The following is a 17,094-nucleotide window of genomic DNA, read 5'->3' as shown; positions in this document are numbered from 1 at the left end:
TGGCCGGGCTGGCCGGCCGGGCCGGGCCCGCCCGCGCCGGGGCGCACCGAGCCGGGGACGGCCACCGGGCGGGTCGTGGCGGCCGCGGCCTTGGCCGCCTTGGCCCGCTGGCGCTTGCTGGGCCGCGATCCGTAGAGGTCGGAGCGCATGACCCCGACCGCGGAGAACACGAAAAGCCACAGCAACACCAGGAAGGCGAGCCGGATCACCGTGAGGGTCAGCTGGGACATCGTCAGTCGGTCCTGTATCGGTCCTGTCGGCCTCAGCCCTGCTGCCGGAAGATGATGGTGGTGGTGCCCAGGTGGATCACCGAGCCGTCGCGCAGCGGGGCCTGCGTGACGTGCTGGTTGTCCACCACGATGCCGTTGGTGGACCCCAGGTCGGAGACGTAGGACGGGGTGCCGATGCGGATCTCGGCGTGCCGGCGCGACACCGACGGGTCGTCCACCCGCAGGTCCACGTCGGTGCCCCGGCCCATGCTGGTGACCGGACGGGTCAGCATGTGCCGGGCGCCGTTGATCTCCACCCAGCACTGGGTCTGCGGCGAGGGCTGCGGCGGCTGCTGCGGCGGGTACCCGGGCTGCGGCGGCGGAGGGCCCCAGCCGGGCTGCTGCGGCGGCGGCTGGCCGTAGGGGTCGTAGCCGCCGGGCTGCGGCGCGCCCCAGCCGGGCTGGCCGCCCTGGGCCTGCGGCGGCTGCTGCGGGGCGCCCCACGGCGTGGGCTGCGGCACCTGGTTCGGCGGCACGGGCTGCAGCCCGCCGGGGCCCTGGGGGCCGCCCGGGCCCTGCGGACCGCCGGGGCCCTGGGGACCGCCCTGGTAGGGGGGAGGCTGGCCGTAGGGGTCGTAGCCCTGGGGCTCGCCTTGCATCGAGGACACGGGCACCACTCCTGCCAACGCCTGACTCTGGATCCGGAACATCCCCGTGTCGAGATCCGCCGCACGCGCGAACTTCACCTCGACCGGTCCGACGAACATATAGCGTTGCTCGGCGCCGTACTCGCGCACGAGTTCTGCGAGCTCCGCGCCCAGGGGGCCGGCGTACGTCGCCAGCCGCTCGTAGTCCACGCCGCCCAACTCGACCGTGAAGTCGTTGGGCACCATGGTCCGACCCTGGCTGACCACGGCCGCCCGATCGTCGCACTCGCGTTGCAGCGCGGAGGCGATCTCCACCGGCTGCACCTCGGACTTGAATGCTTTGGCGAAGGCGCCGTTGACCAACCCTTCGATACGTCGCTCGAACCGCTGTAGGACTCCCACGGACACCCCCTTCCGGCGCGCCAGCCTAGCGTTGACCGGCTTCGCAGACCATCTGTCGTCGTGCACACCGGACGTCGGCGTGCCGTCGGCGGACCCACGGCCACGCGTTCCGTCCGCCGCCTGCGGCGTCCGACTCGCGCACCTGTTACGGATGAGATCGTAACCACCCCGTCCCCCGCTGCGTACCCACATCGCCACGAGATCAGCCGCTCGGCGGCGCCCACGCAGCTCAGCGACCCGGGCTTGTCAGCGGGAGCCGAACGTCCTCACGTCACAAGGACGTGCGACGACCCCCCACGGTTCCACACACACCCGTTCGGAATCCGGGGGCTTTCCCGGACGTACCGGGATGTGACGCTCACGACCCCGGGAGCGCCGGCGATATTGGCGAGAGCGCCCTCCACCGCGTGCTAATGTTTGTCCAGCAAGAGCGAGCGCGAGTGGCGGAATAGGCAGACGCGCACGGTTCAGGTCCGTGTGCCCGAAAGGGCGTGGGGGTTCAACTCCCCCCTCGCGCACTTGTGGAGCCGCAGGTCATCAGGCCTGCGGCTCTTTTGTTTCGGTTGTGGACCGCCATGACCGGGCCCGACTCGAAGTGACAGAGGTCACCCAGAGCCGGGCCTGTTTGCATTTCTGGTGAGGATCACGCGGTCGCGACATCCGCGAAAGCTTCGTCCTCTGTGCTTTCGGTCAATCGAGCCACTGCCACGGCCTCCGCCATGCTCGCCGGAGGCGGTCGAGCGCGGTCTGCGCGACCTGCGCGGCGAGCCGCCCCGTTGACGGGCTAACGTTGTTAGCCTAGAGTGAAGCTAACAACGTTAGCCGAACGGCCCGGCAGACTTGGGGACCACGATGAGCAGCATCACCACCACCACGACCTTCACCGGCACCACCGCCGGCACGACCACCGGCCACCGCCTCCCGTCAGCCCTCCGGCGCACCGTCTGGGCCGCCTGGGCCGTCTTCCTCGCCGCCTTCGCGATCCTGGAGGGCGTCAACCACGGCGGCGGCAGCTGGCTGGCCCTGACGGTCGGCATGATCGCGCCGGACCTCTCCTTCTTCGCGGCCGCCGGCGCGCACGAACCGGTGCGCCAAGGCCAACTGCCGCGCAAGGCGGTCCCCTTCTACAACACCGCGCACCGCACCTGGATCCCGTTCGGTCTGGCAGTGGCGTACACGCTGCTCCCGCTGACTTCACCGATGCTGTTCACGTTCCTGCTGGCCTGGATGCTGCACATCGCCGTCGACCGCGTCGCGGGCTACAACCTGCGGACCAAGGAAGGCTTCGTCCGTGGCTGACTCTCCCACCGGAGCGCTCACCGAGCGGCAGCGGCAGATCGCCGCAGCCGCTCGCACGCTTTTGGACACCGAAGGCCCCGAAGGACTCACGATGCGGCGCGTGGCCGACGCGCTGGGCATCAAGGCCCCGTCGCTGTACAAGCACGTCCCGGACAAGACAGCCCTGGAGCTCCTGGTCGTCGCCGACGGCTTCGTCGAGATCGCGGAGGCACTGGAAGCCGTGCAGCTGGAAGCAGTGCCGGCGGAGGCGAGGAATCCCCTGTCCGCGTTGGCGAAGGCCTACCGCGACTACGCAGTCGCGCATCCGCACCTGTACCGCCTCATGAACTACCAGCCGCTGCGCAGAGACCTGCTTCCGGCCGGGCTTGAGGACCGAGCAGCCAGGCCGCTGCTCATGGCCGTCGGCAACGACGGCGACAAGGCCCGCGCGTTGTGGGCCTTCGCACACGGCATGGTGAGTCTGGAGATCGACGGCCGGTTTCCGCCGGACGCCGATCTCCCAGCCGCATGGCGCGCCGGGCTGACTACGTTCACATAGAGATCAGCTACTACGGGAAGGCTCCGTACTTCGCGCGGTTGGCTGCGATCATGACCGACCTCCCAGTCCGACCTCGACGCCGTCGACGCTCGCCGACTTCGCCGCCGGACTCCGAGTACAGCGCGCGATCGAGGCGTTCCACGCCGTCGACTAAGGCGATATCCCATTGCCGCGACCGCGGTGCACGCTGAACGATGAGCACATGCTGGCTACCCTGCTGCCCTTCCTCCTCGCGTGCACAGCGGTCGCGGCCGTCCCGGGGCAGAGCACGGCGCTGATCATCCGCCAGTCGATCCGCGGCGGAAAGCGCGCCGGAGTGGCCACAGTGCTCGGCAACGAGACCGGGGTCTTCGTCTGGGGCTGCGCGGCGGCGTTCGGATTCACCGCGCTGCTGGCCGCCTCGCAACTCGCCTATGACGGAATGCGCATCGTGGGAGCCTGCGTCCTGCTGTGGTTCGGGATCCAGTCGTTCCGCACCGCGCGCAGAATGAAGCAGGACGAAGCCGCGCAGCTTCCGGACGAACCCGACGACAACACCCGCACCAAGGGCGCCTGGTGGTCCTACCGGGCCGGTCTGCTGACCAACCTCGCCAACCCCAAAGCCGCGGTCTTCGCCATGTCGTTCCTGCCGCAGTTCGTCCCGGCCCACGCGCCGAAGCTCGCGGCGATGGTTCTGCTGGCCGCGCTATGGGCTGTCTACGAGGTCTTCTACTACTCGCTCTATGTGTGGTCGGTACAGCGGATGCGCGCGTTCTTCAGCCGCCGCAAGGTCCGACGCCGCATGGAACAGATCTCCGGAACCGTCATGCTCGGCCTGGCCGCGCGGATGGTCGTGGAGAACAGCTGACGGGTATCACCCGGGCATGACCGACATCGAGATCCGCTCGGCCACCCTGGACGATCTGGACGGACTGGCCCACGACAGCGCCGAGCTGTTCGCGGAGGACGGCGTCGCCCGGGACCGCCTGCGCGACCCGGAATGGCCGCGCGACAACGACCGAGCCCGGCTCACAGGACTGATCGCGGCCCCTGATGCCCTAGTGCTCGTGGCCGTCGACGACGGCACGGTGATCGGGCACCTGGTCGGCACCTTCAGCCCCGCTTCCTCGATGTGGACGGCCGCGCGCGCCGAGCTGATCAGCACGCATGTCGTGGCGTCGCACCGCGGACAGGGGATCGGGGGCCGTCTGGTGGAGGACTTCATCACCTGGAGCCGGGATCGCGGGGCGTCCCGGCTGCACGTCTCGGCATACGCCGCGAACAGCTCCGCGATCCGCTTCTATCAGCGGTACGGCTTCGTCCCCCTGTCGATCGATCTAGCTCTCGACATCGATTAGCCGCGTCTTCAGGGCGGCCACCAAGGTGTCATCGACGCCGAGTTCCTCTTCGGCGTATCCGCGCACTGATCCATAACGCGCCTTGAGGTCGGCGAGGAACAGTTCCATGGGGTCCCTGGGAGCACGGGCATAAGCCGGCCACGTGAGCTCCCGGCCCGGGTAGAAGGCCTTCCAGTCGGTGATCAGCCGCTGCGTAGCCAGCTCGGTCAAGGAGAAGTCGTCGATGACGGTCTCCTCGGGAACGTCGATCAAAGTGAGGACGAGCATGGCGATCAGGCCGGTGCGGTCCTTGCCGGAAGCGCAGTGGAAGACAGTGGTCCCGGACTCCGGGTCGGCGATCACGTCGAGCACTTCGCGAATCTCTTTAGCGCCGTCCTGCGCGACTTCCATATAGCGATCGGCGAGGAAGCGCCACGGGTCGAAGTCCGCGCCCAACGAGCCCTGGTCATAGGGCTGGTGCTCGATGCTCAGGTTGAAGTAGCGCAACCCCGGCGCGTCCGGCACCCGGCCGGCCTTCTCGATCTCCCAGGGGTAGCGCAGGTCGACGACCGTGTGCACGCCGAGCCCGGCGAACTGCTCCTGATCGGCCGGGTCCCGGAGCTTACCGAGGTTGTCCGACCGGTAGAGCACGCCCCACCTCGTCGCGGAACCGTCGGCGGTCCGATAGCCGCCGAGGTCCCGGAAGTTGTGCAGCCGCCGGAATTCCACGTGTCTGGTCATGGGCCCCAGTGTGGATCAGCAGGAAGGGCTACGCGCCCTCGGCCTGGTCGTAGTCCGCCTGGGCGGCCTCCACCTCGGGCATCCTGGCCTCGATGAACAAGGCCAGCCCCTTGAGCTGGTCGGACGTCCCGCGCCCGAGCTCGGTGAGCCGGTACTCGACCCGGGGCGGCATCGCCGAGAGCACGTCGCGGGCGACGAAGCCGTCCCGCTCCAGGGCTTGCAGGCCCTGGGACAGCATCTTCTCGCTGATGCCGTCGACCCGGCGGCGGAGCTCGTTGAAGCGGACCGGGCCCTCCCGCAACGACAGCATGATCAGCGTGCCCCAGCGGCCGGTCACGTGTTCCAGCGCGTGGCGTGACGGACAGCACGCCTGCAGAACGTCGTAGGCCAGGTCGAGGGCGCGCTCCTCGGTCTGCGCCGGTTCCGTGGAACCGGCTTCGGCGCGCGTACTCATGCTGTTCACCGTACCCCACAAGCTTTCCGGAAGAAAGCGCCGCCCCCTGGGTTGCGCTTTCCAAAAGTTAGTGCCATCGTTGGTGCCGCGCTAACCAGACGAAAGTGCAGGAACCGAAGGAGCAGCCATGACCACCATCGCCATCACCGCCGCCAGCGGCCACCTCGGCCGGCTCGTCGTCGAGGACCTGCTGAGCCGCGGGGTCCCGGCCGGCGACCTCCGCGCCGTCGTGCGCAGCCCGGAGAAGGTCCAGGACTTCGCGGACCGCGGGGTGCAGGTGGTCCAGGGCGACTACGCCGACGCCGAGGGCCTGGCCGAGGCGCTGCGCGGCGCCGACAAGTGGATCTTCATCTCCTCCTCCGGCCCCAATGAGGTACGGCTGGCCGGCCACCTGACGGCCGTGGCGGCCGGCAAGGAGGCCGGGGTCGGCCACGTGATCTACACCTCGATCCCGCAGGCCGAGACCAACCCGATCGGTTTCGCGGACGTGCACAAGACGACCGAGGCCGCCCTGAAGGAATCCGGCCTGCCCTACACGTTCCTGCGGAACAACTGGTACTGGGAGAACCTGACCGGCAGCCTGGGGGCCTCCGTCGAGCACGGCGCCATCATCGGCTCGGTCGGCGAGGGCCGGATCGCCTACGCGACCCGGGCCGACTACGCTGCCGCGGCCGCCGTCGTCGCCACCACCGAGGGCCACGAGAGCAAGGTCTACGAGCTCACCGGCGACCGCGCCTACAGCTACGCGGAGATCGCCGCCGAGATCACGCGGCAGGCCGGCAAGGACGTCGCCGCCGTGAACCTGCCCCAGGACGAGTACCGCGCCGCCCTGGAGGGCTTCGGGCTCCCGGCGTTCCTCGCCGAGGGACTGGCCGACGCGGACGTCAAGATCTCCGAGGGCGCGCTGGAGCAGACGACCGACACGCTGCGCACTCTGATCGGCCGCCCGACCACCCCCGTGGCCGACGCCATCGCCGAGGGCCTTAAGAACTGACTAAGGAACCGATAGCGGTGCCCGCGGACCCATGGGTGCGCGGGCACCGCTATTGCATACTCGGCACGTGGTGACATTGGCCGGAGTGGGCAAGCAGTACAACCGCGAACGCCCGGTGTTGGCGGACGTCGACGTGACGGTCCGCGCAGGCGAAGTCGTCGCGGTGGTGGGAGGCAACGGGTCGGGGAAGTCGACGCTGCTCCGCATCATGGCCGGTATCACGTTGCCCTCGCAGGGGATCCTCACCGACGTCCCCGAGAGCATCGGCTACGTACCGGAGCGTTTCTCGGCGAACACCCGCATGTCAGCTCACTCATACCTTCGCCATATGGGACGGATCCGCGGACTCACCACGCGCCAAGCGACGGCGCGCGCGGATGAGCTCTTAGAGCGTCTCCGGCTGGAGCCCGGCCCCGACTTCGCTATACGCGATCTCTCTAAGGGAAACGCGCAGAAGGTCGCTCTAGCGCAGTCCTTGATGACGCGGCCCGAACTCCTGATCCTCGACGAACCGTGGTCAGGACTCGACAGCTCCGCGCACACGACGTTGTCCGCGATCATCGCTGAGACGGCCGAGGCCGGAAGTGCCGTGGTCTTCACCGACCACCGCGAATCCGTGAGCCGGGTCGAAACGTCGCAGCGCTACGAGATCGAAGGCGGCCGGGTACGGAAATCGCTACGAAGACGTCAGGGGCACCGATGAAGCCCTTGATCCGCTATACGTTGGCGAACCTGTTTATCTCTCAGCGCTTCGTCCCACCGACGTTCCTCTTCTTCGTGCTCCTGGCAGTGCTCACCAGTAGCGATCCCAGTCCGTTGGTCGTCGTCTACGCCGCCGCGAGCGGATGCATCCTGGCGGCCAGTGTCTGGATCACCGTCGCGGTGGCCAACGCCGAGGATCCGGTGGGCCGGTGGATCCTGCTCGCTAATACGCGTCGCTCATCGGACGTCGTTATAGCGACGGCGGTATCCGCTGTCCTCTACGAAGTTCTCCTGTGCCCGGTCGGACTGGTGTATCCGCTGGCGACCGGCCACCACAAAGTCACAGTCTCAGGACTGCTCATCGGCACGGTCGCGGAGCTCACCTGCGCACTCGTCGGAACCGGCGTGGGACTGCTGTGCGCGCGGCCGGTCATCATGCGCACCGGCGTCTCCACACTCGCGGGAATCGCGTTGATCCTGGCCGTCCTGCTCGTGAAACAGCTTCCGCCGGTCTCCCCGATGCTTCGGAGGATGACCGACGGAAGCTCTGACCACACAACGCTTACCGGTGTTCTGCCCTTCGCCGGCTTCGCCGTCCTGGGCGCGGCCGCGCTATGCAGCTGCGGCGCTCTCGCTCACCGGCTCGGCCACCGCCGGGACTGACTTCCGGTTCGCCTTCGGAGCCTTCTCCTTCTCCTTCTTGGGCTTCTTCGGCGCGGCCGGCAGTACCGGCTCGTTGCGCAGCGCCCGGAAGGCGAACAGCGCGGTCAGCACCAGCAGTACCGCGCCGGCCAGCGCCGCGGAGTGCAGGCCGGAGGAATAGGCGTCCCGCGCCGTGGTCAACAGGGTGTGCGTCGCCGTGCCGGGGAACTGCTCGGCGACCGCCGCGGCGCCGCCGATGGTCTCGTGCGTGGCGGCCACCGCCGCGTCCGGCACCCCGGAGGCACCGACCGCGGCCATCTTGTGGTGGTAGATCGCGGCCCCGACGCTGCCCAGCAGCGCCATGCCCAGCGAGCTGCCGAGCTCGGCGCCGGTCTCGTTCAGCGCCGAGGCCGAACCCGCGCGCTCGGCCGGGGCCGCCGCCAGCACCATGTTGCCGACGATGCTCTGCGCCGAGACCACCCCGCCGGCCGCGACCCCGGCGCCGATCAGCACCACGACCACCGGGTTGCCGGGGTGCACCGTGGTCAGCACCAGCGCGCCGACGGCGGAGACCAGGAACCCGACGCCGATGATCCTCGCCGGGCGGACCTTGGCGGTCAGCGCTCCGGTGACTCCCATACCGATGCTGATGAACGGCATCGCAGCCAGCGACCACAGCGCGGCGGTGAACGGCCGCATCCCTATGACCGACTGCAGGTACTGCGTGTTGAACAGGCTGAAGCCCATCAGGACGAAGTTTCCGCACAGGTTCACCAGCATCGGGGCCCGGAAGCTCGGCATCCGGAACAGCTCCATGTCCAGCAGCGGATCCCGCGCGGTGCGCTGCCGGACCACGAAGGCGATCGCCAGCGCGACCCCGAAGGCCACCGCGGCCAGCGCCGTGGCGCTGAAGCCGTCGACCGCGAGCTGCTTGACGCCGTACACGGTCGGGAAGATCGCGGCCATCGACAGCACCGAGCCCGCGACATCGAAGCGGTGCACGCTCTTGGGCGCCTTGTACTCGGGGAGCAGGAACGGGCCGATCAGCAGCAGCAGGGCCATCGCCGGCAGGTTGATCAGGAACACCGAGCCCCACCAGAAGTGGTCGAGCAGCGCGCCGCCGACGATCGGGCCGAGCGAGACGCCGCCGATCAGGCCGCCGGTCCAGATCGAGATCGCGGTCTGGCGCTGCTTGGCGTCGTGGAACATGTTGCGGATCAAGGCCATCGTCGAGGGCATCAGGGTCGCGCCGGCGACGCCGAGCAGCGCCCGGGTTCCGATCAGCAGCTCCGCGCTGCCGGAGTAGGCCGCGACGACCGAGGCGGCGCCGAACGCCGCCGCGCCGGTCAGCAGCAGGCGGCGGCGCCCGATCCGGTCGCCGATCGCGCCCATCGTGATCAGCAGCCCGGCCAGCGCGAACCCGTAGGCGTCCATGATCCAGAGCTGCTGGGTGGCGCTCGGCTTCAGGTCGGCGCTGATGAACGGCAGCCCGAACAGCAGCACCGACATGTCCATCGAGATGAGCAGGCACGGCAGGACCAGGACGGCCAGTCCCGTCCACTCTTTGCGGCCGGCCCGCGGGGCCGGGGCGGCTTCAGTGCTCTGGTTCGTCGTCATGGGAGGACCGTACAACCGTCTTGGACGCTTGTGCAAGACTAATGTTCAAGACAATCTTGCTACACGCTCGTACAAGACACTCGTCTCAGACTGCGGTAGGCTCGGACCATGAGCAACCGTGACGACCTGCTGGCCGGCGCCAAGAAGTGCCTGTTGGAGAAGGGCTACTCCCGCACCACCGCGCGGGACATCGCCCAGGCCTCGGGAGTGAGCCTGGCCGCGATCGGCTATCACTTCGGGTCCAAGGACGCGCTGATGAACCAGGCGATGTTCCAGGCGATCGGCGAGTGGGGCGACCATCTGGAGGAGGCCTTCGCCAAGGCCGGCGCCGAGCTGTCGGTCGCCGACCGGTTCTCCCAGGTCTTCGACAACCTCGCCACGACCTTCGACGAGTTCCAGCCGCTGTGGATGGCCAGCTTCGAGCTCATCCTGCAGCTCGACCGGATCCCCGGCGCGCGCGACCTGTTCGCCCAGGCGCTGCCGGCGGCCCGGACCGGGCTGGTGGACCTGATCCTCGGGATCCCGGAGTCGAAGGTGGACCGGGAGGCCGAGATGTCCGTCGGCTCGGTGCTCTACTCGCTGATGGCCGGCCTGCTGATCCAGCGCTTCGCCGACGCCGACCGCACGCCCGCCGGCGCGGATCTGGCCGCCGGCCTGCGGCAGCTGGCCGACGCGCTGGACGGGAAGACCGCCGCGGGCGAGAAGTACGAAGGCGCCGAAACCGCCTGACCAGCGCCGTCGACGGCGCGCGGGCTCAACGGATTTGAGGTCAGCCGGCGATCGCCTTCCACAGGCTGATGCCGGCCAGCAACACCATGACCAGGGCCGCCACCCGCACGATCAGATGCAGCGGCAGCACCTTCAGCAGCCCCCGGCCGCCGATGATCGCCAGAGCGCCCACGGCCCACAGGCCCAGGGTGGCGCCGATCCCGACGGCCAGCGGGTCGCCGTACTTGGCGGCCAGGTTCGCGGTGACGATCTGGGTCAGGTCGCCGAACTCGGCGACCATGATCACGCCGAAGGAGGTCCAGGCCACCTTGCCGAACCCGGCCCCGGCCCCGAGGTCGGGGGCCTCCTCGGCCTCCTCCTCGCCCTCCTCCGCCCCGTGGCTGCGCAGCATCAGCACCGCGCCGAGCAGGAACAGCACGGCGACGATCGCCTCCAGCGGCCGCTGCGGGATCAGCGAGAGCAGGGAGCCGGCCGCCACGGCCAGCACCACGTGCACCGCGAAACCGGCCGCGACCCCGCAGAACACCCAGGTCGGGCGATACTTGGTGCCCAGCACCAGGGAGGCGATGGCGGTCTTGTCCGGCAGCTCGGCCAGGAAGACCACACCCAGCGTGGTGAGGAGCGCGGCGAAGTTCACGAGGCAGTCACGGGCGTCAAACTACCGCCGGTCCGGACCCGCCGCGAGCCGATCGGGTCCCCCGCGAGTCCGGCTCCGCACACCGTACCGAGGGCGGATATCCAAGATCGCATCGAATGATGGTAGCTCGACCGGGTGATACAAACGGCATTAGTCTCGGAAACCCCCACCCAAGGGGCAGCGGGGCGGCCACACTGTGGGAATGAGCCCTGCACGCAGCGTATTAGCTGAAGAACTCGGTCGGCGTCTGCGTCGGCACCGACTGGACCTCGGCTTGTCCGGCCTCGAGGTCGCCGCGCGCGCCGGTGTCACCCAGCCCTCGGTGTCCAAGATCGAGCGCGGCATGATGCTCCCCTCGGCCGAGGTGCTGGAGCGGGTGCTCGGCGTCCTCGGGCTCGGCGACGAGCCCCGCACCGACCTGCGCGATCTGCTCTCCCGCGCGGTCGACGACGCCGCCGACCGCCGCCGGCACGGCCGGGGCCTGGCGCTGCTGGACGCGATCGCCGAGCGCGAGCGCAACACCACCGCGCTGCGCTCCTTCTCGGTCTCGATGATCCCGCCGCTGCTCCAGACCGCCGACTACGCCCGCTACGCCGCGCGCCTGACCCCGTGGATGTCCGAGCGCGAGCTCGGCCGGGCCTCGGCGCTGCACCTGGAGCGGCAGGGGGTGCTGTTCGAGCCGGGCCGCAGCTTCGAGTTCCTGCTCACCGAGAGCGCGCTGCGGCTGTGTCCGGGCCCGCCGACGCTGGCCGCCACCCAGGCCGACCGGCTGCGGGTGCTCTCGGCGCTGCCCGGGGTGCGGATCGGCATCGTGCCGGACGGCGTGGCGGTCCGCGAGGTGTTCCCGCTGTACGGTTTCACCCTGCACGACGATGCCGCGGTGGCGGTGGAGACCTATACCGGGGAGCTGCTGCTGTCCCGGGCCGACGAGATCGCGGCGCACGCCGCGGTCCTCGACGGGTACGCCGGAGCGGCGAACTACGAGCTGGAGACGGCCACCGGTCTCCTTACGGGTGAGAGGCGTCCGACCGCGTCCATCCCGGCTCCGGCCGGGGCGGGAACGGGCTGAGATGTCCGCGCTGGGGGCCGCACGGCCAGGTCGAGTGGTCGGCCCAGTCCAACACAATCCATACAGGTGACCGCAGACCATTGATCCATGCGGATCGGTCACCGATTCCTCACAAGTGGTGTAGAACCAATGGGTATGAGTGCGGTGCGAAGTCCTTACGCGGCCAAGCTGGGCGGCCGGATCCGGCAGTTCCGGATGGAGCGAGCGCTGTCCAGCGGCGAGCTGGCGGCCGCCGCTTCCGTCACCTCCTCGGCGGTCTCCAAGGTCGAGCACGGCAAGATGGTCCCGAGCCGGGACGTGCTGGCCCGGATCGTCACCGCGTTGCAGCTGCCGGCCGAGGAGCAGGAGAGTCTGTTCGACCTGCTGAGCCAGGCCGCCGCGGACGCGGCGAGCAACCGTGGCTACGGCAAGGGCCTGACCTTACTGAACCAGATCGCCGACCGCGAGCGGGTGTGCTCGGCGGTGTCCACCTTCTCCAACTCGATCATTCCGCGGCTGTTGCAGACCGCGGAGTACGCCCGGGACGCCAACCGGCTCACGCCGTGGCTCTCCGAGCGCGAGGTGGGCAAGGCGGCGCTGACCCACACCGAGCGGCAGTCCGTGCTGTTCGAGGACGGCCGCGAGTTCACGTTCCTGATCACCGAGAGCGTGCTGCGCACCTGGCCCGGCGAGCTGACAGTGATGGCCGCGCAGTTCGACCGGCTGCGGCAGATGGCCGTGCATCCCGGGGTCCGGCTGGGCATCCTGCCCTGGACCTCGGCGATGCGCGGGCTGCCGATGGTCAGCTTCACCCTGTACGACGACCGCGAGGTCGCGGTGGAGATGTTCACCGGCGAGCTGCTGATGGGGCAGCCTGACAAGGTCACGACACACGTGGCGCAGTTCCGCCGGTTCGAGGAGTCGGCTGTGTACGGTGAAGAGGCGATCGCCCTCATCAACCGGGTCGAGATGGACCTGGCGCGGCTGCCTCAGCTGAGCGCGGATGATGAATCATCATCCAAATAAGGGAACTTCCTTGAAATGCCATAGAATCAACCCCATCTAGGGCTAGCCTGACTGGTGGGAGGGTGGAACCGCCCCCTCCTCACCGTCCGGGAGGCCCCAGGTGTCGTATTGGTCCCGTTCGTTCCCCGGGCTGGCCGAGTGCCTCTCCGAGGTCCGCCAGTTCACTGAGATGGTCGTCGGCGACGCGCCGGGCTCCGAACTGGTCGTGCTGGCCGTGTCCGAACTGGCCGGGAACGCCATCGTGCACACGGCCAGCGGCGCGCCCGGCGGGCAGTTCGTGGTGCATCTGGCCACGTTCTCCGACCGCTACCAGATCCGTGTCGACGACCAGGGCGCGCCGAGCGACCCGCGGATCGTCGTCGGCGGAATCGGCAAGTTCGCGGACCTCGGCGAGCTCGACGGGCTCGATGAGCCCGGCAAGTCCAGTTCCAGTTCAGTTTCCGATTCGAGTTCGAGTTCCAGTTCCAGTTCAGTTTCCGACCCGAGTTCCGATTCCAGTTCCAGTTCCAGTCCAAGAGCCGGCGCCGGCGCCGGCTCCAGACCCGGGTCCGGATCCGCCGCCGGCGGCGCCCCGGGCCCGCTCGACGACGATCTCGACGACGATCTCGACGACCTCGACGACCTCTCCTGGTGCGCCGAGGCCGGCCGCGGCCTGGCGATGGTGGCCTCGGTCGCGGAGAAGTGGGGCGTGATCGGCGACCACCGCGCCCGCGCGGTGTGGGCCGAGATCCCCACTCCGGTGGCCGGCGAGGAGATCGGCACGGCGGACGTGTCGGGCGACATCCTGGCCGCGCTGGAGGCCTTCGCCAACGTGATGGACGCCGAGGAGATCGAGGAGGAGGACTCCGAGCCGAAGCCGGACGACGACACGTTCCGGCCCGGCACGGAGCCCGAGGCGATCGGGCGGCCGTCGGCGGCGAACGTGGTCGGCGACGGGTCCATCGCGCCGGTCCAACCGGTGCTGCCGCTCGACTGGCCGACCGAGTGGTCGACCGGCGGCCGGAGCGCCGGCCCGGCGCCGCGGTCGGACCGTTCGACGGAGCACCAGCCCGGTGATTCGCTGACCACGGCCGACCCGATCCTGGCTCCGCGGACCACGACCGTGCACTGGGCCGGCCGGATGCCCAGCGACCCGAAGGTCGCCGAGCGCTACCGGCAGGCGGCGCGCGGAGCGGTGTTCATGCGGGCCCTGATCGAGGGCGCGTACGTGGAGACCGTCGGACCGCGCAAGCTTCCGTACTGGCCGCCGTTCCCGAATCCGCTTGCCCTGCAAGGCGCGCGGAGCGGCAAGAGGAAGGAGGAAGAAGCGGAGTAGCGCGCGGCGTGGGGCCGGGACCGGCCATGGCGGACGGGATGATAATGCTGGGCAAAGCAACAAATCTCCCGAAAGGTCCAGCCATGCGAACCGGAACCGGAACCGTGCTGACCGCCTGCGGCTCAGCTCTCTTATTCGCCGTGGGCAGCGGGGCCGCCCGCGCCGATGCCGTCGGCGGTCCCGGTGGTCCCGGCGGTTCCAGTGGCCCCGGCGGTCCCGGTCCCGGCGCCGTGGTCCCGGCGTCCGGGACCACGGTCCCGGTCGTCGAGGACGGCGACATGGTGATGGAGTGCGACGGGGTCCTGCACCGGTTCGAGGTGCGGGGCACCGCGCTGCTGCGGGTCGGGGACCGCGTCGCCGGGCCCTCCCCGACCGTCGCGGTCAGCACCGAGGCCGAGCGGCTGACCGGGTACGACCGGGATCTGGGCACGGTGACGGTGTCCGCGAAGGGGCCGGCGGTCGGGGAGCTCGCCGCGCCGACGGCGACGAAGGCGTACCCGGCGGCCGAGTCGCTGGCGCAGGACGTCACCGTCTCGATGGAGCACAGCCCGTGCCGCGACGGACAGCCGGCGACGTACGCGAGCAAGACAACCTTCCCTTTGCTGAACACGGATCTGACCGCGTTCCCGCCGCGGAACGCGGTCTACCTGCTGACCGATCCGGTGGAACTGGTCGACGTCTCGAAGCCGTCGGCGCCGTCGTTCACGCTGACGTCGTTCCCGATCACGGTCGATCAGGTGCGATAGGCGGGAGCGCGGCAGATCCCCTCGGCGGCGTCGGCTGCATCGGCGGCCCCGGGCGGGGCGCCACGGCGGTGAACCCGTCGAACAGCGGGCCGCCGAGCCGGTCCAGGACCTCGCGGGCGAACAATGCGGTGGCGGCCTCGTCGTCCCGGGCCCGCAGCCAGCGCTCGGCCAGATCCGCGTCCAGCGCCCGCAGCTCGCGCAACAGCCATTTGCCGGTGCCGTTCCAGCAGTTCGCGGCCGCGAGCAGCTGGTGCGCGGCGTCGGTCCACAGCGCGGCCGCGATCACCCGGCGCTCGCCCGGATCGGTGGCGTGGGTGAGGTCGTCGAGCAGATCGGTGAGGCCGTAGCGGACCAGGTCGCGCTGGGTCGGCGGAAGCGGGTCGGGACCGGTCTCCAGCACCTTGCGGCAGCGCTCCTGCCAGTCGGCGGGGTTGCCCACCAGGGCCACGCCGGCGCCGACCATCCGGTGCAGCGTGGGTTTGCGGGCCGCGTGCTCCATGCCGAGCCAGTGCTCCAGCGACTGTTCGTCGTGCACGAACAACTCGGCCGGCCAGTCGCGGAAGACCAGCGACTCGCGGCGCGGTGCCAGCGGATCGCCGAGGGGGAGTACCACGACCAGGTCGAGGTCGGAGCCCGGGGTGCGGAGCGCCGTCAGCACACTGCCGGCCAGGACGGCCCACCAGGCCTGCGGATACCGTTCGCGGACCAGAGCACGGGCATCAGGGATCGGATCGTGGTCCATCCCGGGATCATCCACCGGGCCCGCCCGGGCGGACAACCGCTTTCCTTAGGATTCCGGCCCTCGGCTTCATGCCTTTCTTCTTGGATTCTCATGCTCTCGGCAAGGGGCTCTCATGGTCGGGGAGCACGGTGGGACCCATGACCGGATTCGAGCACGACCCGTACCAGCCGCAGCGGCCCGCCGCCGGCGATCCGCAGCCGTGGGGCGGCGGCCAGACGCCTTCCGGGCCGATGTTCGGTCCGGGACAGGACTCGACGGAGCCCGGGTACCCGGCGATGACCGGCTCCTACGGGACCCAGGCGGCACCCGGGGCGATTGGAGCGCCCGGGGTGCACACGGCTCCTGGGTCCCCGAACGGGCCCGGGCCCTACGGCTTCCCGTACGCGCCGCCGCCCGAGCCGCCCGAGCCGCCGCGCCGCAAGCGCCGGATGGGCCTCGCCCTGGTGGTGGCCGGCACCATCGCCGCCTCGGCGGTCGCGGGCGGCGTGGCCGGCACCGTCGCGGCGCATCAGAACCCGTCCACCGCGGCCGCGGCCGCCGCCCCCACGTCCAACTCCGCGGTGAACACCCCGATCAGCAACCAGACCGGCACGCCGACCACCACCGTCGGCCAGGTGGCCAAGGCCGCGCTGCCCACCGTGGTGCAGGTGACGGTGACGACCTACCAGGGCAAGTCGGTCGGCTCCGGCGTGATCCTGTCCGCCGACGGCAAGATCCTCACCAACAACCACGTGGTCGCCGACGCCGCCGACAGCGGCGGCCAGACCACCGTCACCTTCAACGACGGCAAGACCGCGCAGGCCACGATCATCGGCACCGACAGCGGCAGCGACCTGGCGGTGATCCAGGCCCAGGGCGTCAGCGGCCTGCCCACCGCCTCCCTCGGCGACAGCGACAAGGTGCAGGTCGGCGACACCGTCGTCGCCATCGGCTCCCCCGACGGCCTGCAGAGCACGGTGACCTCCGGCATCGTCAGCGCCCTGAACCGCCAGGTGACCGTGAGCAGCGGCCAGAGCCGCTACTCCAGCGGCAGCCAGGTGACGTACAAGGCGATCCAGACCGACGCCAGCATCAACCCCGGCAACTCCGGCGGCCCGCTGCTCAACGCCCAGGGCCAGGTCATCGGCATCAACTCCGCGATCTACTCCCCGACCAGCGCCTTCGGCGGCCAGGGCGGCAGCGTCGGCCTCGGTTTCTCCATCCCGGTGAACCAGGTCAAGACCCTGCTGGGCAAGCTGGAGGGCGGTCAGACCAGCTGACCGAGCCCGACCAGCGCCCACGCGAACGCCC

General features: G+C 69.9%; 19 protein-coding genes, 1 tRNA gene and 1 pseudogene. 14 read left to right on the top strand and 7 right to left on the bottom strand.

From position 1 onward, the window contains the following. Positions 1-230 (bottom strand): annotated as a pseudogene (locus ABD481_RS14070) (FHA domain-containing protein); the annotation flags it as partial. A 32-nt stretch (positions 231-262) separates the two neighbouring features. After that, the gene (locus ABD481_RS14065; RefSeq protein ID WP_344666061.1) at positions 263-1,258 is read right to left on the bottom strand and encodes an FHA domain-containing protein; all 996 of its coding nucleotides are present in this window, start codon (positions 1,256-1,258) and stop codon (positions 263-265) included. A 434-nt stretch (positions 1,259-1,692) separates the two neighbouring features. Here ABD481_RS14065 and ABD481_RS14060 point away from each other — a divergent pair. From ABD481_RS14060 to ABD481_RS14040, 5 genes are all read left to right on the top strand, one after another. Further along, positions 1,693-1,776: transfer RNA gene (locus tag ABD481_RS14060), tRNA-Leu, on the top strand. A 334-nt stretch (positions 1,777-2,110) separates the two neighbouring features. Then, the gene (locus ABD481_RS14055; RefSeq protein ID WP_344666060.1) at positions 2,111-2,557 is read left to right on the top strand and encodes a DUF4260 family protein; all 447 of its coding nucleotides are present in this window, start codon (positions 2,111-2,113) and stop codon (positions 2,555-2,557) included. Then, positions 2,550-3,095, top strand: coding sequence for a TetR/AcrR family transcriptional regulator (locus tag ABD481_RS14050; RefSeq protein WP_344666059.1), 546 nt, complete (start codon positions 2,550-2,552; stop codon positions 3,093-3,095). The genes ABD481_RS14055 and ABD481_RS14050 overlap by 8 nt, the downstream gene beginning before the upstream one ends. A 202-nt stretch (positions 3,096-3,297) precedes the next feature. Further along, positions 3,298-3,942 (top strand): LysE family translocator, encoded by a 645-nt coding sequence (locus tag ABD481_RS14045; RefSeq protein ID WP_344666058.1) that lies wholly within the window; start codon positions 3,298-3,300, stop codon positions 3,940-3,942. Between the two features lie 16 nt (positions 3,943-3,958). Then, positions 3,959-4,432 (top strand): GNAT family N-acetyltransferase, encoded by a 474-nt coding sequence (locus tag ABD481_RS14040; RefSeq protein ID WP_344666057.1) that lies wholly within the window; start codon positions 3,959-3,961, stop codon positions 4,430-4,432. Here the strand turns inward: ABD481_RS14040 and ABD481_RS14035 are convergent. Together ABD481_RS14035 and ABD481_RS14030 are read right to left on the bottom strand one after the other, a co-directional pair. Then, entirely contained in the window at positions 4,412-5,152 is a 741-nt protein-coding gene (locus tag ABD481_RS14035) for a tyrosine-protein phosphatase (protein ID WP_344666056.1), read from the bottom strand. The two genes, ABD481_RS14040 and ABD481_RS14035, sit on opposite strands and share 21 nt — an antisense overlap. Before the next feature lie 28 nt (positions 5,153-5,180). Beyond that, a complete protein-coding gene (locus ABD481_RS14030; RefSeq protein WP_344666055.1) occupies positions 5,181-5,606 on the bottom strand; it encodes a winged helix-turn-helix transcriptional regulator in 426 nt (141 codons plus the stop codon). A gap of 127 nt (positions 5,607-5,733) precedes the next feature. On the opposite strand from ABD481_RS14030, the gene ABD481_RS14025 reads away from it, so the two are divergent. The 3 genes from ABD481_RS14025 (at position 5,734) to ABD481_RS14015 (ending at position 7,965) form a co-directional block, all read left to right on the top strand. Continuing rightward, the gene (locus ABD481_RS14025) at positions 5,734-6,600 is read left to right on the top strand and encodes an SDR family oxidoreductase (RefSeq protein ID WP_344666054.1); all 867 of its coding nucleotides are present in this window, start codon (positions 5,734-5,736) and stop codon (positions 6,598-6,600) included. A 67-nt stretch (positions 6,601-6,667) separates the two neighbouring features. Next, positions 6,668-7,303, top strand: coding sequence for an ATP-binding cassette domain-containing protein (locus tag ABD481_RS14020; RefSeq protein WP_344666053.1), 636 nt, complete (start codon positions 6,668-6,670; stop codon positions 7,301-7,303). After that, positions 7,300-7,965: a hypothetical protein gene (locus ABD481_RS14015; RefSeq protein WP_344666052.1), complete on the top strand. Its 666-nt coding sequence runs from the start codon at positions 7,300-7,302 to the stop codon at positions 7,963-7,965. The genes ABD481_RS14020 and ABD481_RS14015 overlap by 4 nt, the downstream gene beginning before the upstream one ends. Here ABD481_RS14015 and ABD481_RS14010 read toward each other — a convergent pair. Continuing rightward, a complete protein-coding gene (locus tag ABD481_RS14010; protein ID WP_344666051.1) occupies positions 7,915-9,561 on the bottom strand; it encodes an MFS transporter in 1,647 nt (548 codons plus the stop codon). The two genes, ABD481_RS14015 and ABD481_RS14010, sit on opposite strands and share 51 nt — an antisense overlap. 108 nt (positions 9,562-9,669) lie before the next feature. On the opposite strand from ABD481_RS14010, the gene ABD481_RS14005 reads away from it, so the two are divergent. Next, the gene (locus ABD481_RS14005) at positions 9,670-10,290 is read left to right on the top strand and encodes a TetR/AcrR family transcriptional regulator (RefSeq protein WP_344666050.1); all 621 of its coding nucleotides are present in this window, start codon (positions 9,670-9,672) and stop codon (positions 10,288-10,290) included. 40 nt (positions 10,291-10,330) lie between these two features. On the opposite strand, the gene ABD481_RS14000 is transcribed toward ABD481_RS14005, so the two are convergent. Further along, on the bottom strand, positions 10,331-10,927 hold the full coding sequence (locus tag ABD481_RS14000; protein WP_344666049.1) for a TMEM165/GDT1 family protein: 597 nt from the start codon (positions 10,925-10,927) through the stop codon (positions 10,331-10,333). Positions 10,928-11,129: 202 nt separating this feature from the next. Between ABD481_RS14000 and ABD481_RS13995 the strand changes: the two genes are divergently transcribed. The 4 genes from ABD481_RS13995 to ABD481_RS13980 all read left to right on the top strand — a co-directional run bounded on the left by ABD481_RS13995 (position 11,130) and on the right by ABD481_RS13980 (position 15,062). Beyond that, the gene (locus ABD481_RS13995) at positions 11,130-11,996 is read left to right on the top strand and encodes a helix-turn-helix domain-containing protein (protein WP_344666048.1); all 867 of its coding nucleotides are present in this window, start codon (positions 11,130-11,132) and stop codon (positions 11,994-11,996) included. Positions 11,997-12,131: 135 nt separating this feature from the next. Next, complete coding sequence (locus tag ABD481_RS13990) at positions 12,132-13,001, top strand: Scr1 family TA system antitoxin-like transcriptional regulator (RefSeq protein WP_344666047.1); 870 nt, start codon at positions 12,132-12,134, stop codon at positions 12,999-13,001. 100 nt (positions 13,002-13,101) lie between these two features. After that, positions 13,102-14,316 carry an ATP-binding protein gene (locus tag ABD481_RS13985; RefSeq protein WP_344666046.1) on the top strand — a complete coding sequence of 405 codons (1,215 nt, stop codon included), beginning with the start codon at positions 13,102-13,104 and terminating at the stop codon, positions 14,314-14,316. 83 nt (positions 14,317-14,399) lie between these two features. Next, on the top strand, positions 14,400-15,062 hold the full coding sequence (locus ABD481_RS13980) for a hypothetical protein (RefSeq protein ID WP_344666045.1): 663 nt from the start codon (positions 14,400-14,402) through the stop codon (positions 15,060-15,062). On the opposite strand, the gene ABD481_RS13975 is transcribed toward ABD481_RS13980, so the two are convergent. Further along, complete coding sequence (locus tag ABD481_RS13975) at positions 15,040-15,804, bottom strand: nucleotidyltransferase domain-containing protein (RefSeq protein WP_344666044.1); 765 nt, start codon at positions 15,802-15,804, stop codon at positions 15,040-15,042. The genes ABD481_RS13980 and ABD481_RS13975 overlap by 23 nt on opposite strands. Positions 15,805-15,941: 137 nt before the next feature. On the opposite strand from ABD481_RS13975, the gene ABD481_RS13970 reads away from it, so the two are divergent. Then, positions 15,942-17,063: a S1C family serine protease gene (locus ABD481_RS13970; protein ID WP_344666043.1), complete on the top strand. Its 1,122-nt coding sequence runs from the start codon at positions 15,942-15,944 to the stop codon at positions 17,061-17,063. Positions 17,064-17,094: the final 31 nt, after the last annotated feature.

This window comes from Catenulispora yoronensis (assembly GCF_039531695.1).
GTDB classification, from domain to species: domain Bacteria; phylum Actinomycetota; class Actinomycetes; order Streptomycetales; family Catenulisporaceae; genus Catenulispora; species Catenulispora yoronensis.
Note: the sequence above shows the minus strand (reverse complement) of the source record. Positions and strands in the feature narration are given on the sequence as shown.

Excerpts from the sequence above, each read along its gene's own strand:
- ABD481_RS14010 (WP_344666051.1), bottom strand. The coding sequence starts at position 9,561 with ATGACGACGAACCAGAGCACTGAAGCCGCCCCGGCCCCGCGGGCCGGC.
- ABD481_RS14025 (WP_344666054.1), top strand. The coding sequence starts at position 5,734 with ATGACCACCATCGCCATCACCGCCGCCAGCGGCCACCTCGGCCGGCTC.
- ABD481_RS13970 (WP_344666043.1), top strand. The coding sequence starts at position 15,942 with ATGACCGGATTCGAGCACGACCCGTACCAGCCGCAGCGGCCCGCCGCC.
- ABD481_RS14045 (WP_344666058.1), top strand. The coding sequence starts at position 3,298 with ATGCTGGCTACCCTGCTGCCCTTCCTCCTCGCGTGCACAGCGGTCGCG.
- ABD481_RS13990 (WP_344666047.1), top strand. The coding sequence starts at position 12,132 with ATGAGTGCGGTGCGAAGTCCTTACGCGGCCAAGCTGGGCGGCCGGATC.
- ABD481_RS14055 (WP_344666060.1), top strand. The coding sequence starts at position 2,111 with ATGAGCAGCATCACCACCACCACGACCTTCACCGGCACCACCGCCGGC.
- ABD481_RS14030 (WP_344666055.1), bottom strand. The coding sequence starts at position 5,606 with ATGAGTACGCGCGCCGAAGCCGGTTCCACGGAACCGGCGCAGACCGAG.
- ABD481_RS14005 (WP_344666050.1), top strand. The coding sequence starts at position 9,670 with ATGAGCAACCGTGACGACCTGCTGGCCGGCGCCAAGAAGTGCCTGTTG.
- ABD481_RS14040 (WP_344666057.1), top strand. The coding sequence starts at position 3,959 with ATGACCGACATCGAGATCCGCTCGGCCACCCTGGACGATCTGGACGGA.
- ABD481_RS14015 (WP_344666052.1), top strand. The coding sequence starts at position 7,300 with ATGAAGCCCTTGATCCGCTATACGTTGGCGAACCTGTTTATCTCTCAG.
- ABD481_RS14035 (WP_344666056.1), bottom strand. The coding sequence starts at position 5,152 with ATGACCAGACACGTGGAATTCCGGCGGCTGCACAACTTCCGGGACCTC.
- ABD481_RS13980 (WP_344666045.1), top strand. The coding sequence starts at position 14,400 with ATGCGAACCGGAACCGGAACCGTGCTGACCGCCTGCGGCTCAGCTCTC.
- ABD481_RS13995 (WP_344666048.1), top strand. The coding sequence starts at position 11,130 with ATGAGCCCTGCACGCAGCGTATTAGCTGAAGAACTCGGTCGGCGTCTG.
- ABD481_RS13975 (WP_344666044.1), bottom strand. The coding sequence starts at position 15,804 with ATGGACCACGATCCGATCCCTGATGCCCGTGCTCTGGTCCGCGAACGG.